Genomic DNA, 17170 nt, shown 5'->3' on the forward strand with positions numbered 1-17170 from the left:
CCTCGGCCACCTTGGCTTCACCGCCCCCTCACCGCCAGGAGACACACCATGAGCACTGGACGGTTTCCAACGCTGTATCCGCTAGTCGCTTCCTGCGTCCTGTTCTTCGGGAGCGCCACCACCCTGGCCGACGAGCGGGCCGATTGGCCGGAGGAAGTCCTGTTGGGTACCGCCTCCCTCGGCGGCACCTATCAGGTCTATGGCGACGGTCTGGTGACCCGCCTCATCGACGAACTCGGCGTTGATGCCGTTTCCCAGGCGACCGGCGGGCCTTATCACAACATGACGCTGGTCCATACCGGCGAGGCGGAGCTGGGCCTGGTCACCTTGGGTCCGGCCCGCGAACTCTGGGACGGCGAGGCCGAATTCGCCCCCGGCGAGGAGATGCGCGACGTGCGCGCGCTCTTCCCCATGTACCAGACCCCCTTCCACGTGGTGACGCTGGCCGGTTCGGGCATCGAGAGCATCGCCGACCTACGCGGCAAGCGAGTCGGGGTCGGCCCCATGGGCGGCACCTGCGCCGCCTATTGGCCGCAGTTTCTGGAAGCGCTGGGCGTCGAGGACGTGCATCTGCAGTACGCCGACGCCAACCATCTGGCCGACTATCTGACCTCTCGGCTGAGTGACGCCTTCGCCTTCTGCGCCGGCCTGCCGATCAGAGCCTTCGAGCGTCTTGAGCGGCGTCGCGATGTGCACATGTTCGGCCTGACGGAGCAAGAGCAGAGCACTCTGCTGGACACCTTCCCGGTGTCGGCCTTCGAGATTCCGGCCGATACCTATGCCTCGATGGACGCTCCCCACGCTTCGGTGTCGTTCTGGAATTTCGCCATTGGCCACAAGGACCTGCCGGAGAGCTTCGTCTATGAGCTGATGAAGCTGGTGCTGGACCACCCCGACGCCATGACGGAGATCCACCCCGCCGCCATCGAAACCCGGGCGGAGCACCTCGACAAGAATGGCGTGATCTGGTTCCACCCCGGGGCGGTGCGCTACTACGAGGAGCAAGGCCTCGAAGTGCCGGCCGAAATGCTGCCACCCGAAATGCGCCCGGCAGAGGATGCAGACGACGAAGACGCCAGCGACACGGACGACTGACGTCATCCTCACTGACACCTAATCTCACTGACACCCAATGACTCGGCCCCGCCAGATGGCGGGGCCGAGTCGTCCAAGCTAGGAAGCGCAAGCGATACCGTTCAGGACGCGACCACGCCGCAGGCCATACGCCCGCCGCCGCCACCGAGTTCCGGCTCGTCGGAGTAGGTGTCGCCGCCTTCGTGGATCATCAGGCTGCGGCCCTGAACGTCGTCGACGGTGAGCCGCGGTGCCAGCACCGGCAGGTTCGCCTCGCCATCCTCGTTGACGATCAGCACCGGCAGGTCGCCCAGGTGACCGTCGCCATAGGGGCCCTGGTGGCTATCGGTCTCCTCGGGATCGTAGTGACCGCCCGCCTCGCCGGCAGCTTGCATGTTGCCGTCCTCGTCTTCCCCCGGCTCGCAGCTGGGGTTCTCGTGTACGTGGAAACCGTACACGCCGGGCGGCATCTCGCGCAGATCGGGGGTCAACAGCAGGCCGTGGTCGGTATCTTCGAGCGTGATGGTGCCGATGGAATCCTCGATGCCATCGGCACTCACCCAGTTGATCTCGACTTCGTGGCCTTCCTGGGCCTGGGCTTGTCCCATTCCAGCGGCTAGCAGCAGGGAGGCGAAAGCGACTCCCGAAAGGTTGGCATGGCGCATCTAGCGACCTCCTGTTCCTGATTCCATGGACATGCAGGAAACAGGCTAGTCGCAGATGCGCCCCAGCGCCAAAGCGTTGGGCTCAAGCCAGGTTGTCGAGGATGCGCAGGCAGGGCTCCGCCTGGTTGAGGGTATAGAAGTGCAGGCCGGGTGCACCGCCGTCGAGCAGGCGCTGACAAAGCCGCGACACCACCTCGGTGCCGAAGGCCGCGATGGCCTCGCTGTCGTCACCGTAGGCCTCGAGCTGCTTGCGGATCCAGCGTGGAATCTCGGCACCGCAGGCATCGGAGAAACGGGCCAGCTTGGTGTAATTGGTGATCGGCATGATGCCGGGTACGATCGGCGCCTCGACGCCGAGCGCCTGGGCGCGCTCGACGAAGTGGAAGTAAGCCTCGGCGGTGAAGAAGTATTGGGTGATGGCCAGATCGGCCCCGGCCTTAACCTTGCGCGCGAAGTTTTCCAGGTCGCGCTCGAAGCTCGGCGCCTGCGGGTGGGACTCCGGGTAGGCCGCCACGGCGATCTCGAAGTGATCGCCGGTCTCCTCGCGGATGAACGCCACCAGCTCGTTGGCGTAGCGCAGCTCGCCGATGCCGCCCATGCCCGAGGGCAGATCGCCACGCAGCGCCACCAGGCTGTCGATGCCCTCTTCGCGGTACTGCGCGAGCAGGTCGCGCAGTTGAGCCTTCTCGCTGCCGATGCAGGAGAGGTGCGGCGCGGTGGTGATGCCGGACTCACGCACGCTTCTCACGGTACTCAGCGTGCGCCCCTGGGTCGAACCGCCGGCGCCATAGGTGACCGAGAAGAAACGCGGGTCCCGCTCGGCCAGGGCGTCACGCACCCCTGTCAGCTTCTCGCGTCCCGCCTCGGTGTTGGGGGGAAAGAACTCGAAACTGATGCCTAGCGGATATGAGCTGCTCATGAAAATCTCTCTGGTTGGCCGGGAGCGATGCGAATTCCTGCATTCTGCCGTCCGGCCGGACGCCTGACCAATGAAAAGTTCCACGCTGCTACATGAGCTTTCGTCATATAGAGCCGGACGATTAGAACCGTTCGGTCTGATTGACGCACGTGGCAGGCGGGCCTCGGCTGCAAAGGCTCAAGCTTCGCTAACAAATCTTCGCCCATGTCACGTTGACCCTCGCTCACGCGACAACGACGCTGAACGGGTCGATCATGCATGGCTGACAGCCGTCCCGCCGCCAGGCATCATATCGCCTTTCGGCGATGGAATGGCGCGCGATGATCGATCCCGGTGCCCTGCTCGGCCCCCTCTGGACCCTTCTGGCCTTCGTCGGCCTCGGCTGGCTGGCGGCACGGCGGCTGGCCATCGATCCACGCCCCATCGCCACCCTGCTGATCTACCTGATCGCACCGGTCACCTTCTTTCGCGGCCTGCTGCTGGGCGGCCCCACGCCCCACTATCTGCTGCTGACCCTGGCGCTGTTCCTGCTGGCAAGCCTGGTCGCCGCCGCCATCAATCCGCTGGCCAGGCGTTTCCTCTCGCCGCAGGAGGGCGCGGTGCTCGCCTTCTCCTCCGGCACCGGCAACACCGGCTATTTCGGCCTGCCCATCGCCATGATCCTGCTGCCGCCCGAAGGGGTGACGCTGTACCTGTTCTGCCTGCTCGGCGTGACGCTCTACGAGTTCACGGTGGGCTTCTACCTCAGCGCCCGCGGCCAGTTCTCGGTGCGCCAGAGCCTGATCAAGATCGTACGCCTGCCCCTGATCTACGCCTTTCTTGCCGCACTCTTGGTCAGCGGGCTCGGCCTGACGCTGCCGGCCACGCTGATGGACAGCCTGGCGGTGTTTCCCTCCACCTACACCCTGCTTGGCATGATGATCATCGGCATGACCTTGGGGCGGGTCACGATTCGCGAGATCGACCTGCGTTTCATGGCCGGCTGCGTGGCCATCCGCTACCTGCTGTGGCCCTGGCTGATGCTAGCCGTCGTGCTGCTGCTGCAGATGCTGATGACGCTGCCCCACGAGCTGGCCCTGGCGCTATTGCTGCTCGGCGTGGTGCCGATGGCGGCCAACGTGGTGGTGGTCGCCATGGAGCTCGGCATCAAGCCGGAGAAGGGCGCCCTGGCGGTGCTGACCACCACGCTGGCCGCCCCGCTGCTGATTCCGCTCTATCTACCGCTGCTGATGCGCCTGGCCGGCCTGTGAAACGATTGGCCTTGAAGCCCGGCCCGGTAGAGCTAGCCTGAAGCAAGACACCTGCGGAAGGAGGCCATCATGCATCGCCATGCATATTGGGCGCTCGCCATCGTCATGCTGCTGTTCCTCGCCCCCGCCCAGGCTCACCACGGCTGGGTCGGCGGCGAGACCATCGAGATCGAAGGCACCATCACCCAGGTGCGGCTGGGCAACCCCCACGGCGAAGTGCAGCTCGACGTGGACGGTGAAACCTGGACGGTCGAGGTCGGCCAGCCCTGGCGCAACGAACGCGCCGGGTTGGAAGAGGGCGACCTCGCCGAAGGCGTGGAGCTGCGCGTCTCGGGCGAACATGCCCGTGAACGAGTACTCAAGGCCGAGCAGCTGTGGATCGGCGACGAGCACTACGTGCTCTATCCCGGACGAATCTGACTCGGCGACGTGGAAGCCCTGCTGACATCGCTCGCCGATACCGCCCTGGCCGAATGGGTACGACTCTCACGCTGGGGCTATGCGGCGATCAACGCCCTGCACGTGCTGGGCATCGCCCTGCTGATCGGCGCCATCGTCGCCCTCGACCTGCGTCTGCTGGGTTGGCGCAAGCGCTTGCCGCTGCATGAGCTGGGCCGGCTGCTGCAGCCGGTGGCGATCGCGGGGCTGCTGCTGGCAATGGTCACCGGGGCGCTGCTGTTTCTCGCCGACCCCAGCGGCTATGCCGCCATGCCGCTGTTCGTGCTCAAGCTGGCGCTGATCGCCCTGGCCATCGCCAATGCCCTGCTGCTCAACCTGGGGCCGGGGCTGGCAAATGCCACGCCCCGGCGGCTGCGCGTGGCCGGCCTTCTGTCGCTGCTGCTATGGCCGACCGTGCTGCTGGCGGGCCGCATGCTTGCCTTCGTCGATGGCTGACAAAGGGAAGCGCCGCCCGCAGGCGGCGCTTCGTTCTCCGTTACTTCGCTTTCCATTGCCTCGCGATACGCCTCAATAGCGATAGGCGTCCGGCTTGTACGGCCCCGCCACCGGCACGCCGGTGTACTCGGCTTGCTGTTCGGTCATCTGCGTGAGCACGCCGCCGAAGCCCTCGACCATGTAGCGGGCCACCTCCTCGTCGAGATGGCGCGGCAGCACGGTGACGGCCAGACCGCCCTCCTTCTCGGCCGGCGGCAGGTCGGCGAAGCGCTGCTGATAGAGGTGGATCTGCGCCAGCACCTGGTTGGCGAAGGAGCCGTCCATCACCCGCGAGGGGTGCCCGGTAGCGTTGCCCAGGTTGACCAGGCGCCCCTCGGAGAGCAGCAGCAGGTAGTCGCTGCTGGCGGGGTCGAAATGGCCCGGCGTGCTGTCGCGATAGACCTTGTGCACCTGCGGCTTGACCTCCTCCCAGTGCCAGTGGCGGCGCATGTAGGCGGTGTCGATCTCGTTGTCGAAGTGGCCGATGTTGCACACCACCGCGCCGGGCTTGAGTGCCTCGAGCATGGCGGCGTCGCAGGCCTCGATGTTCCCGGTGGCGGTGACCACCAGATCGATGCGCGAGAGCAGCGCCCGATCCACGCTCTGCTTGCCGCGATTGATGCCGTCGAGGTAGGGCGAAACCACTTCATAGCCGTCCATGCACGCCTGCATGGCGCAGATCGGATCGATCTCGGCAACCTTGACGATCATGCCCTCCTGGCGCAGCGAAGCCGCCGAGCCCTTGCCCACGTCGCCGTAGCCCACCACCAGCGCCTGCTTGCCCGCCAGCAGGTGGTCGAGGCCGCGCTTGATGGCGTCGTTGAGCGAGTGGCGACAGCCGTACTTGTTGTCGTTCTTCGACTTGGTCACGGCGTCGTTGACGTTGATCGCCGGCACCTTGAGCGTACGGTCGCGCAGCATCTCCTGCAGGCGATGCACGCCGGTGGTGGTCTCCTCGGAGATGCCGTGGATGGCGTCGAGCAGCTCGGGGCGTTTGTCGTGCAGCAGCGCAGTGAGGTCGCCGCCATCGTCGAGCACCATGCTGGGGGTCCAGCCCTCGGGCCCCTCCACGGTCTGCTCGATGCACCACCAGAACTCCTCTTCCGTCTCGCCCTTCCAGGCGAACACCGGGATGCCGGCGGCGGCGATGGCGGCGGCGGCGTGATCCTGAGTCGAGAAGATGTTGCACGACGACCAGCGCACCGACGCCCCCAGGTCGATCAGGGTCTCGATCAGCACCGCGGTCTGGATGGTCATGTGGATGCAGCCGGCGATGCGCGCCCCGGCCAGTGGCTGTTCGTCGCGATACTTGGCGCGGATCTTCATCAGCGCCGGCATTTCGGTCTCGGCGATGCGGATCTCGCGCCGTCCCCAGTCGGCCAGGCTGATATCGGCGACCTTGTAGTCCTGTGCGGTCGCGGCGGAAACGGCGGGCTGGTTCATGCGTCACCTCTCTCGAGCGGAAAACGGTGCCCCTCACTATAGGCAGGGAACGCAGGCAGCGACAATCAACGCTCGCTTTCCCTCGCTCATCGACACCCTCGAACGGCACCGGAGGCGCCGCACGGAGCGGGGTGGCGATCCGCTGGAGCCCAGGCCTGCAAGAGCCCGTCACGGCGCCACCCCGGCAAGGATTAGAACTGCAGCCCCAGCGCAAAGCCGCCGAGCAGATAGCAGAACAGCGTGATCAACACGATACCGATGACGTTGAGCACGACCCCGCCGCGTGCCATCTGGCCAATAGTGACCGCGCCGGTGCCGAACACGATGGCATTGGGCGGCGTGCCGACCGGCAGCATGAAGGCACAGGTCGCGGCGAAGGCCGCCGGGATCAGCAGGGTCATCGAGTCGGCGCCGATGCCTACCGCCACACCCCCGAGCACCGGGATGAAGGTCGCGGCCGTGGCCGTGTTGCTGGTCACTTCAGTGAGGAACAGCACGATGGTGGCCACGGCAGCCACCAGCAGCACGATCGGCAGCACCCCGAGCCCGGTGATCTGCTGACCGAACCAGCTGTCCAGGCCGGTACCTGCCACGGCGCCGGCAAGGCTCAGGCCACCGCCGAACAGCAGCAGCACCCCCCAGGGCAGCCCCTCCTCGGCGTCCTTCCAGTTCAGCACCATCTCGTTACGGCCTCGCGCCGGCAGGATAAACAGCGCGATGCCGGCGGCAACGGCGATGGCGGTATCGTCGAGATTGCCCAGCGGCCCCAGCCACTGGCCCACCCCCGGGATGTTGCCGAGCACGCCGGGCACCACCCACAGGAACGCGGCCGAGCCGAACACCAGCAGTACCATCTTCTCGCCCTGGCTGAGCGAGCCGAGCTTGCGGACCTCCCCTTCGATCATCTCCTGGCCGCCGGGAATCTCATCGACCTTGAACGGGTAGAGCACCCGGGTCATCAGTACCCAGCCGATCAGGATGAAGGTAAAGGCGAGCGGCACGCCGAGCATCATCCAGTCGAGAAAGCCGATATTACGGCCCAGCTCGTCGGCGGCATAGCCGGCAACGATGGCGTTGGGCGGGCTACCGAGCAGGGTACCGAGGCCGCCCATGCTGGCCGACCAGGCGATGGCCAGCAGCAGGCAGAGGCCGAAGCGCTTGATGTTCTCGTCGACGATGAAATCGACGTGACCGGCCCGGTGATGGTCGTGGCCGGCGGTGACCGTCTCGGTGGATTCACCGCTGCGTTCCGCCACCAGGGCCAGCACGGAGAGCCCGATCGGCAGCATCATCAGGGTCGTCGCGGTGTTGGAGACCCACATCGACAGGAACCCCGTGGCCAGCATCATGCCGAGCACGATTCGGTGCGGCGAGACCCCGACCCGGGCCAGGGTCAAGAGCGCAATGCGCCGGTGCAGGTTCCACTTCTCCATGGCGATGGCGATCAGGAAGCCACCGAGGAACAGAAACACGATGGAGCTGGCATAGGGCGCCGTGGCCTGGGCCACGGTACGCTCCGTCAGCATCGGAATCAGCACGATCGGCAGCAGCGCCGTGGCCGAGAGCGGAATCGCCTCGGTCATCCACCACACCGCCATCAGGGCGCCGATCGTCGCCACCCAGCGCGCATCCGGCGACAGCCCTTCGGCCTGTCCCATGGCGAGCCAGACGATCAGTGCCACCAGCAACCCGAAGGCACGTAGCCCCCAGATCAATCTGGCGGAGCGCCCGCCGGCCTCTTCGCCTCCCGGCGCCTCGCCCTGTGTCTGCTCGTGGGGTTGCTTGTCCATTTGTCGATCTCTCCATTACTTGCTTTTACAGTCCTGTTCCAGCGAGCGGCCGCTGCCGGGCCTGGTAGGCTCCGACAGCAGCCGCCCGCTGGCGTTCGCCTATCGCTTCTTCTGCGGCGGCAGATCGGTACACACCCCCTCGAACAGCTCGGCAGCCATGCCGACCGATTCACCCAGGGTCGGGTGAGGATGGATGGTCTTGCCGATGTCGACCGGGTCACAGCCCATCTCGATGGCCAGGCACAGTTCGCTGATCAGATCCCCCGCCTGGGTGCCGACGATGGCGCCACCGATGATGCGATGGGTCTCCTCGTCGAAGATCAGCTTGGTGAAGCCTTCGTCACGACCGTTGGCAATGGCTCGACCGGAGGCTGCCCAGGGGAAGACCGCCTTGCCGTACTTGATGCCTTCGGCCTTGCACTCGGCCTCGGTCTTGCCCGCCCAGGCGACCTCCGGATCGGTGTAGGCCACCGAGGGGATCTGCCGGGCATCGAAGAAGCTGTTGTGGCCGGCAGCGGCTTCCGCCGCGACATGCGCTTCGTGCACCGCCTTGTGGGCCAGCATCGGCTGACCGGCGATGTCGCCGATGGCGAAGATGTGCCCGACGTTGGTGCGCATCTGTTTGTCGGTGGCGATGAAACCACGTTCGTCGACCGCCACGCCAGCGTTCTCGGCGCCGATCTTGTGGCCGTTGGGGCTACGACCGACTGCCTGCAGGATCATGTCGTAGAGCTGCGGCTCGGCGGGGGCGCCCTCGCCCTCGAAGCTGACCTTGAGGCCGTTCTTCTGCACCTTCACGGCGGTGGTTCGGGTGTTGAGCATCACCTTGCCGAAGCGCGGCTGATTGACCTTCTCCCACACCTTGACCAGGTCGCGGTCGGCGCCGGCCATCAGTCCGTCGAGCATCTCGACCACGTCGATGCGCGTGCCCAGGGTGGAGTAGACCGTGGCCATCTCCAGGCCGATGATGCCGCCGCCGATGACCAGCATGCGCTTGGGAATGGTGGCCAGCTTCAGCGCCCCGGTGGAATCGACCACCCGGGGGTCGTCGGGAATGAAAGGCAGCTTCACCGACTGCGAACCGGCGGCGATGATGCACTTGCCGAACTTGAGCACCTGCTTGGCGCCGGTCGGCTCCTGGCCGTCGCCGCCGGTGAGGGCGACTTCCAGGTGATGCGGGTCGAGGAAAGTGCCGACCCCGCGCACGACCTCGACCTTGCGCGCCTTGGCCATGCCGGCCAGGCCCCCGGTGAGCTTGCCGACCACCTTCTCCTTCCAGCCGCGCAGCTTGTCGAGATCGATCTTCGGCTTGCCGAAGGCGATGCCGTGCTCGGCCATGGCATTGGCCGCATCGGTGACCGCCGCCACATGCAGCAGCGCCTTGGAGGGGATGCAGCCGACGTTCAGACACACCCCGCCGAGGGTGGCATAGCGCTCCACCAGCACGGTCTTCATCCCCAGATCGGCGGCCCGGAAGGCGGCCGAATAGCCGCCCGGCCCGGCGCCGAGCACCAGCATCTCGCACTCGAGGTCGGCGCCGCCGGCATAGCTGGGCGCCGTGGGGGCGGGCGCCGCCGGCGGCGGCTCCACTGCCTGCGCGGGCGCGGATGGGGCGGCGGGGGCTGCCCCTTCCGCCTCGAGCATCAGAATCGGCGTACCTCGCGAGACCCGGTCGCCCACCGCCACCAGCACCTCGGCGACCCTGCCCGCCTTGGGCGCGGGCACGTCCATGGAGGCCTTGTCGGACTCCAGGGTGATCAGCGAATCCTCGGCGCGAATCGTATCGCCGGGCCGCACCAGCACTTCGATCACCGGGACGTCACCGAAATCGCCGATGTCCGGCACCCGCACCTCTTCCAGCGCACCGCCGCCATAACCACCGCCAGCATCGCCGGGTGCCGGTGAACCGACGCCCCTCTCGTGGACCACCGGCTGCGGTTCGTGGTCCATCACCCGGGAGCCCGCCTCGGCCGGCTCCAGCATCAGGATGAGCGAACCCTCGGAGACCCTGTCGCCCTCCTTGACCCTGAGCGCTGCGACCGTACCCGACACCGGGGACGGCACGTCCATGGAGGCCTTGTCGGTCTCCAGGGTGATCAGCGGGGTGTCGATGTCGATGGCATCGCCCGGCTTGACCAGCACCTCGATGATCTCGACGTCCTTGAAATCGCCGATATCGGGCACCTTGACTTCGATTGCATTGGCCATGTCGTCGACTCCTCACATGATGATGCGCCGCATGTCGGCGAGCAGGTTGGCGAAATGGACGTTGAAGCGGGCGGCGGCGGCGCCGTCGATCACCCGGTGATCCCAGGAGAGCGACAGCGGCAGCATGTAGCGCCACTCCGAGTGCTTGCCGTCCGGCGAGACCTGCTTCCAGAAGGAGCGACACACGCCCATGATGGCCACCTCGGGGGCATTGATGATGGGCGTGAAATAGAGCCCACCGATGCCGCCGAGGGAGGAGATGGTGAAACAGCCGCCCTGCATCTGATCGGGCTTGAGCTTGCCGTCGCGGGCCAGCTTGGCCAGCGTCCCCATTTCCTGGGCGATCTCGACCACGCCCTTCTGGTCCGCGTCGCGGATCACCGGCACCACCAGGCCGTTAGGCGTGTCGGCGGCGAAGCCGATATGGTAGTAGCGCTTGAGGATCAGTTGGTCGCCGTCGAGCGAGGCATTGAACTCGGGGAACTGCTTCAAGGTCGCGACCGCGGCCTTGATCATGAACGCCAGCATGCTGACCCGTACGCCCGACTTCTCGTTGTCCTTGTTGAACTGCACCCGGAAGGCTTCCAGCTCGGTGATGTCGGCCTCGTCGTGGTTGGTGACGTGGGGAATCTGCACCCAGTTGCGATGCAGGTTGGCGCCGGAGATCTTCTTGATGCGCGACAGCGGCTGGGTCTCCACCGGGCCGAACTTGCTGAAGTCCACCTGGGGCCAGGGCAGCAGATCCAGCCCCCCGCCGGCGGCTGGAGCGCCGCTTGAAGTGCTAGCCGCCGCCGAGGCACCGCCCCCAGTGAAGTTGTGGACAGCGAAGTTGCGGATGTCCTCCTGAGTGACCCGCCCCTTGAGTCCGGTCGCCGGCACGCGGGTCAGGTCCACCTCCAGCTCGCGTGCCAGGCGGCGCGCAGAGGGGCTGGCGTGAACCCGGCTGAAATCCGCTATCGGCCCGCTCGGCGCTGCGACAGCGGAAGCCGTCGGAGCCGCAGCCGGAGCAGCGGCCGCCGTCGGCGCCTGCTGCCCTTCGCTGCCGCCGGGCGCCGCGGGCTTTTCCTTCGCCCCGCCTGCGACAGCCGCTTCGCTCTCCAGCAACAGCACCAGGCTGCCCTCGGAGACCGTGTCGCCGAGCTTGACCTTGAGCTCCTTGACCGTGCCCGCCGCTGGCGCCGGCACGTCCATCGAAGCCTTGTCCGATTCCACGGTGATCAGCGGGTCCTCGACCTGGATCCGGTCGCCGGCCTGGACGTGGATTTCGATGATCGGGACATCGGTGTAATCGCCGATGTCCGGTACCTTGATCTCTTGAATGGCCACTTTTTGTTCTCCTTCAGCACAGAGGGCGTCTACAAAAGGACTGCACTCGCCTTCGTTCGTCTGTCTTGAAAACGCCCTCTAGGCGTACAGGGGGTTGGGCTTTTCAGGGTCGATGCCGTACTTGGCGATGGCATCGCGCACCTTACCGCTCTTGAGCTTGCCCTCGTCGACCAGCGCCTGTAGCGCGGCCAGCACGACGTAGTGCCGATCCACCTCGAAATGGCGGCGCAGGGCCTCGCGGCTGTCGGAACGACCGAAGCCGTCGGTACCCAGCACCTCGTAGCGCCGCGGCACGAAGGGCCGGATCTGTTCGGCGAACATGCGGATGTAGTCGGTCGAGGCGATCACCGGCCCTTCGGTGCCTTCCAGGCACTGCTCGACATAGCTCTTGCGCGGTGTCTCGCCGGGGTGCAGCCGGTTCCAGCGCTTGACCGCATGGCCGTCGCGGGCCAGCTCGTTGAAGCTCGGGCAGCTCCAGACGTCGGCCGCCACGCCCCAGTCGTCGCGCAGCAGCTCCACTGCGGCAATCACCTCGTTGAGGATGCTGCCGCAGCCCAGCAGCTGCACTCGCGGCGCCTTGGCCTTGCCCTTGGCCTGGCTGAACCGGTACATGCCCTTGATGATGCCCTCTTCGGCACCTTCGGGCAGCGCCGGATGGCGGTAGTTCTCGTTCATGGTGGTGATGTAGTAGAAGACGTCCTGCTGTTCTTCGTACATGCGCTTGAGGCCGTCGCGCACGATCACCGCCACCTCGTAGTGGAAGGTCGGGTCATAGGCCATGCAGTTGGGGATGAACTGGGCGAACAGCTGACTGTGGCCGTCCTGGTGCTGCAGCCCTTCGCCGTTCAGGGTGGTGCGCCCCGAGGTCCCGCCGATCAGGAACCCTCGCGCCAGCATGTCGCCGGCCGCCCAGGCCAGGTCGCCAACGCGCTGGAAGCCGAACATGGAGTAGTAGATGTAGAACGGGATCATGGTGACCCCATGATTGCTGTACGAGGTGGCGGCGGCGATCCACGACGACATGGCCCCGTCCTCATTGATGCCCTCCTGCAGGATCTGTCCCTTCTGGTCCTCGCGGTAGGGCATGATCTCCTCGGCGTCCATGGGCACGTACTTCTGCCCTTCCGGCGCGTAGATGCCGATCTGCCGGAACATGCCCTCCATGCCGAAGGTACGCGATTCGTCGGCGACGATCGGGGTCAGCCGCGGCCCCAGGGTCTTGTCCCGGGCCAGGGAGACCATGATGCGCACCATGGCCATGGTGGTGGACATGGTACGCTCGCTGGTGTCCGCCAGCACCTGCTTGAACATCTCCAAGGGCGGCGCTTCGAGTCGGTCGCCGTTGCGCTGACGCTGAGGCAGATAGCCCCCTAGCGCCTGACGCTGGGCGTGCAGGAACTGCATTTCGGCGCTCTCCGCCGGCGGCTTGATGAAGGCCGCCGCAGTGACCTGCTCGTCGCTGAAGGGCAGGTCGAAGCGTTTCTGGAAGTAGCGCAGGTTGTCCTCACCCAGCTTCTTCTTCTGGTGGGTGATGTTCTGCCCCTCACCGCCCTCGCCCATGCCGTAGCCCTTGACGGTCTTCATCAGCAGCACCGAGGGCTTGTCCTTGGTGTTGACCGCGGCGTGATAGGCGGCGTAGACCTTCTGCGGATCGTGGCCGCCGCGGATCAGCTTGTAGTAGATGTCGTCGTCCGACATGTGGGCGACCATCTCCTTGAGCTCCGGGTACTTGCCGAAGAAGTGCTCGCGGATGTAGCCGCCGCCCTTGACCTTGAAGTTCTGGTATTCGCCGTCGACGCACTCCTCCATGCGCTGGCGCAGCAGCCCCTTGGTGTCCTTGGCCAGCAGCTCGTCCCAGCCCGAGCCCCACAGGCACTTGATGACGTTCCAGCCCGCGCCGCGGAAGTTGCCCTCCAGCTCCTGGACGATCTTGCCGTTGCCCCGCACCGGACCGTCCAGGCGCTGCAGGTTGCAGTTGATCACGAAGATCAGGTTGTCCAGCTTCTCGCGGCTGGCCAGGGCGATGGCCCCCTGGGACTGGGGCTCGTCCATCTCGCCGTCGCCGAGGAAGGCCCACACCTTGCGCCCCTCGGTATCGGCCAGCCCGCGGTTCTGGAGGTACTTCATGAAGCGGGCCTGATAGATGGCCATGATCGGCCCCAGCCCCATGGAGACGGTGGAGACCTGCCAGAAGTCCGGCATCAGATAGGGATGGGGATAGGAGGAGATTCCCTTGCCGTCCACCTCAAGGCGGAAGTTCTCCAGTTGCTCCTCGGAGAGCCGCCCCTCGAGGAACGCCCGCGCGTAGATGCCCGGAGCGCAGTGCCCCTGGACGTAGATGATGTCGCCGCCGTGGCCGTCACTGGGGGCCTGCCAGAAATGGTTGAAACCCACCTCATACATCACCGCCGAGGACTGGTAGCTGGCGATATGCCCGCCGGGTTCGGCGGGTTTCTTGTTGGCGCGCACCACCATGGCCATGGCGTTCCAGCGCAGATAGGCGATCAGCCGCTGCAGCAGCGCCGCGTCGCCGGGCAGCTTGGCCTCCTTGTGGGGTGGGATGGTGTTCACATAGGGCGTGCGGGTGGTGTCCGGCGCCTCGGCGCCGGTGCGGTAGGCGGCTTCCACCGCCTTGTGCAGCAGGTAGGTGGCACGCTCGGGGCCCACCCGTTCCACCACCACGTCGACGGCTTCCTGCCACTCCCGGGTTTCCTGGGGATCGAAGTCGTTGTAGTCATCGAAGGCCATGGGTCGTCTCCCTTGATCGTTGGCTCGGACTTGTTGTTGGCAATCGCTGTCAGCGATGGGTCTGTGCCTCGACCACGGCGAAAGCGCTCATGTTGGCGATGCCCCTCGCGGTCACCGTGCGGTTGAGCACATGCACCGGCTTGGCGGCCCCCAGCAGGATGGGCCCCACCGACACGCCGTTGCCCAGTACCTTCAGCGCGGTGAAGGCGATGTTCGCCGCGTCCAGGTTGGGCATGATCAGCAGGTTGGCCTCACCCTCGAGCAGCGAACCGGGCAGGATACGTCCGCGTACGCCCGTGGAGAGCGCCGAGTCGGCCTGCATCTCGCCATCCACCACCAGATCCGGGTCGCGTTCGCGGATCAGCGCCAGCGCCTCACGCATCTTCACGGCGCTGGCGAAGTCGGAGCTGCCGAAGTTGGAGTGGGAGACCAGGGCGGCCCGGGGGGTGATGCCGAAGCGGCGAACCTGCTCCGCGGCCAGCAGGGTGATCTCGGCGATCTGGCTGGCGTCGGGGTCGTAGTTGACGAAGGGGTCGGCAATGAACAGCGTGGCCCGCTCCAGAATCAGCAGCTGCAGGGCGGCAGGCGTGCTGACGCCTTCGCGCAGGCCGATGACGTCCAGCACCACGTCAAGGTGTTCGTGGTAGGTGCCGCCGGGGCCGGCGATCATGGCATCCACCTCGCCCCGGCGCAGCAGCAGCGAGGCCAGGATGGTGGAGCGGCTGCGCACGCGCTTCTCGGCGGCCTCGGGATGCACGCCACGCCGCCCCATCAGCTGGTGGTACTCGCTGGCCAGGGTGGCGCTATCGGGATAGTCCCGCGCATCGATCAGCTCGAAATCGACGCCGGCCCTCACCGGCAGGCCCAGCTCCTCGATGCGCGCCTCGATGACCTTACGGCGACCGATCAGCACAGGCTTGGCATAGTGCTGGCTGACGCAGACCTCCATGGCACGCAGCACGCGCTCGTCCTCGCCTTCGGCGTAGAGCAGGCGCAGCGGATTCTGTCGGGCCCGCTCGAACACCGGCTCCATCACGTTGCCGGAGCGATATACCAGGCGCGACAGCGAGCGGGCATAGGCCTCAAGGTCGGCGATGGGCCGGGTGGCCACCCCGCTGTCCATGGCGGCCTTGGCCACCGCCGGCGGGATGGTGTCGATCAGACGCGGGTCGAAGGGTTTGGGCAGGATGTAGTCCGGGCCGAAGGTCAGCGCCTGGCCGCCATAGGCCACCGCCACCGTTTCCGGCACCGTGGTGGTCGCCATGTCGGCAATGGCCTTGACGGTGGCCAGCTTCATCTCCTCGTTGATGGTGGTGGCGCCGCAGTCCAGCGCGCCGCGGAAGATGAACGGGAAGCACAGCACGTTGTTGACCTGGTTGGGGTAGTCCGAGCGTCCGGTCGCGATCACCGCATCCGGGCGTATCGCCTTGGCCTCCTCCGGCATGATCTCCGGGATGGGGTTGGCCATGGCCAGGATCAGCGGACGGTCGGCCATGGTGGCCACCATCTCCGGCTTGAGCGCCCCCCCGGCCGAGAGACCGAAGAACACGTCGGCCCCCTCGATGGCATCGGCCAGGGTACGGGCCTCGGTGGCCACCGCGTAACGCGCCTTGTAGGGATCCATGTCGTCGGTGCGCTCGGTGTGGACCACGCCGCTGCGGTCGCAGACCAGGATGTTCTCCCGACGCACCCCCAGGGAGACCGCCAGATCCAGGCAGGCCAGGGCCGCAGAGCCCGCGCCGTTGCACACCAGGCGGATGTCGCCGAGTTCCTTGCCCACCACCCGCAGGCCGTTGAGCAGAGCGGCCCCCGCCACGATGGCGGTACCGTGTTGATCGTCGTGAAAGACCGGAATCTTCATCCGCTCGCGCAGACGACGCTCGATCTCGAAGCACTCCGGCGCCTTGATGTCTTCCAGGTTGATGCCGCCGAAGGTCGCCTCCAGACCGGCAACGATCTCGATCAGCTTGTCCGGGTCGCGCTCCTCGATCTCGATGTCGAACACGTCCACGTCGGCGAACTTCTTGAACAGTACGGCCTTGCCTTCCATCACCGGCTTGGAGGCCAGGGCGCCGATGGCACCCAGCCCCAATACCGCCGTACCGTTGCTGACCACGGCTACCAGGTTGCTACGGGCGGTGTACTCGGCTGCCTGCAGAGGGTCGCGCTCTATCTCCTCGCAGGCCGCGGCCACACCGGGAGAATAGGCCAAAGACAGATCCCGCTGGCTGGCCATGGGCTTGGTTGCCTGGATCGCCAGCTTGCCGGGGCGGGGAAACCGATGGTATTGCAAGGCGCTGTCGCGCAAATCGTCTGCCATGTGCTTCGCCTCTTCTCGCTTTCACTCTTCGCGGCGATAGAGGTGTCGATGATCGCGTTGCCGACCGCCTTCCCGAACTGTTGCCAGGCCGGTTCCGCTGGCCACACCACAATTTCCTCTACGCCGCACTCAGCTCGTCATGCCATGCTCATTGTCATTCTAGGAGCGCGCGTCTCATGGGGCGCAGTCTGCGTTCAGCAACCAATGCGCCTAAATGAGTGAAAGAAAAGGCATTCAAGTGCTTAGCGAATCGACATGCGACTTTGGTCGCAATAGCAACAGCCCGGACTTGACTGGAAATGTGCACAATCGGCGAATTCGGCATACGAATTTCCGCACAGTAACGGAAGCGACTGCCTTGCCTATGAATTATCCTCGCGGAAGGGACCGGCAGCGGTAGCAGGCGCCCCATGCGTCGTGCGCATTTCCGCACAGACAGCATGCGTCTGACCCTTGTGCCCTCGGCCCTTGTGTTCCCACCATAGCAACAGGCC

11 protein-coding genes and 1 pseudogene are annotated in these 17170 nt (G+C 66.0%); 4 read left to right on the forward strand and 8 right to left on the reverse strand.

Features of this window, described 5'->3' with window-relative positions:
- Positions 1-48: 48 nt before the first annotated feature.
- The gene (locus HOP53_RS16680) at positions 49-1095 is read left to right on the forward strand and encodes a TAXI family TRAP transporter solute-binding subunit (RefSeq protein WP_234271079.1); all 1047 of its coding nucleotides are present in this window, start codon (positions 49-51) and stop codon (positions 1093-1095) included.
- Between the two features lie 101 nt (positions 1096-1196).
- Here the strand turns inward: HOP53_RS16680 and sodC are convergent, their stop codons facing one another.
- Positions 1197-1739 carry a superoxide dismutase [Cu-Zn] SodC gene (gene sodC / locus HOP53_RS16685; protein ID WP_234271080.1) on the reverse strand — a complete coding sequence of 181 codons (543 nt, stop codon included), beginning with the start codon at positions 1737-1739 and terminating at the stop codon, positions 1197-1199.
- Between the two features lie 82 nt (positions 1740-1821).
- Positions 1822-2658, reverse strand: coding sequence for a methylenetetrahydrofolate reductase [NAD(P)H] (metF, locus tag HOP53_RS16690; protein WP_234271081.1), 837 nt, complete (start codon positions 2656-2658; stop codon positions 1822-1824).
- A 320-nt stretch (positions 2659-2978) separates the two neighbouring features.
- Here metF and HOP53_RS16695 point away from each other — a divergent pair, with 320 nt between their 5' ends.
- The 3 genes from HOP53_RS16695 to HOP53_RS16705 all read left to right on the forward strand — a co-directional run bounded on the left by HOP53_RS16695 (position 2979) and on the right by HOP53_RS16705 (position 4802).
- Positions 2979-3908: an AEC family transporter gene (locus HOP53_RS16695; RefSeq protein WP_234271082.1), complete on the forward strand. Its 930-nt coding sequence runs from the start codon at positions 2979-2981 to the stop codon at positions 3906-3908.
- Between the two features lie 69 nt (positions 3909-3977).
- Positions 3978-4328 carry a DUF6152 family protein gene (locus HOP53_RS16700; RefSeq protein WP_086511844.1) on the forward strand — a complete coding sequence of 117 codons (351 nt, stop codon included), beginning with the start codon at positions 3978-3980 and terminating at the stop codon, positions 4326-4328.
- Between the two features lie 9 nt (positions 4329-4337).
- On the forward strand, positions 4338-4802 hold the full coding sequence (locus tag HOP53_RS16705) for a hypothetical protein (protein WP_234271083.1): 465 nt from the start codon (positions 4338-4340) through the stop codon (positions 4800-4802).
- A gap of 72 nt (positions 4803-4874) precedes the next feature.
- Here the strand turns inward: HOP53_RS16705 and ahcY are convergent, their stop codons facing one another.
- From ahcY to HOP53_RS21685, 6 genes and pseudogenes are all read right to left on the reverse strand, one after another.
- Positions 4875-6284: an adenosylhomocysteinase gene (gene ahcY / locus HOP53_RS16710; RefSeq protein ID WP_234271084.1), complete on the reverse strand. Its 1410-nt coding sequence runs from the start codon at positions 6282-6284 to the stop codon at positions 4875-4877.
- 191 nt (positions 6285-6475) lie between these two features.
- The gene (locus HOP53_RS16715) at positions 6476-8074 is read right to left on the reverse strand and encodes an SLC13 family permease (protein ID WP_234271085.1); all 1599 of its coding nucleotides are present in this window, start codon (positions 8072-8074) and stop codon (positions 6476-6478) included.
- A 99-nt stretch (positions 8075-8173) separates the two neighbouring features.
- Positions 8174-10282 carry a dihydrolipoyl dehydrogenase gene (gene lpdA / locus HOP53_RS16720; protein WP_422677623.1) on the reverse strand — a complete coding sequence of 703 codons (2109 nt, stop codon included), beginning with the start codon at positions 10280-10282 and terminating at the stop codon, positions 8174-8176.
- A gap of 12 nt (positions 10283-10294) precedes the next feature.
- Positions 10295-11611: pseudogene (gene aceF / locus HOP53_RS16730) on the reverse strand (dihydrolipoyllysine-residue acetyltransferase); the annotation flags it as partial.
- A gap of 75 nt (positions 11612-11686) precedes the next feature.
- Positions 11687-14356, reverse strand: a complete 2670-nt coding sequence (gene aceE, locus HOP53_RS16735) for a pyruvate dehydrogenase (acetyl-transferring), homodimeric type (RefSeq protein ID WP_234271087.1) — start codon at positions 14354-14356, stop codon at positions 11687-11689.
- Between the two features lie 49 nt (positions 14357-14405).
- Entirely contained in the window at positions 14406-16676 is a 2271-nt protein-coding gene (locus HOP53_RS21685) for an NADP-dependent malic enzyme (RefSeq protein WP_234271088.1), read from the reverse strand.
- Positions 16677-17170 lie beyond the last annotated feature (494 nt).

This window comes from Billgrantia ethanolica, from assembly GCF_021404305.1.
GTDB lineage: Bacteria > Pseudomonadota > Gammaproteobacteria > Pseudomonadales > Halomonadaceae > Halomonas > Halomonas ethanolica.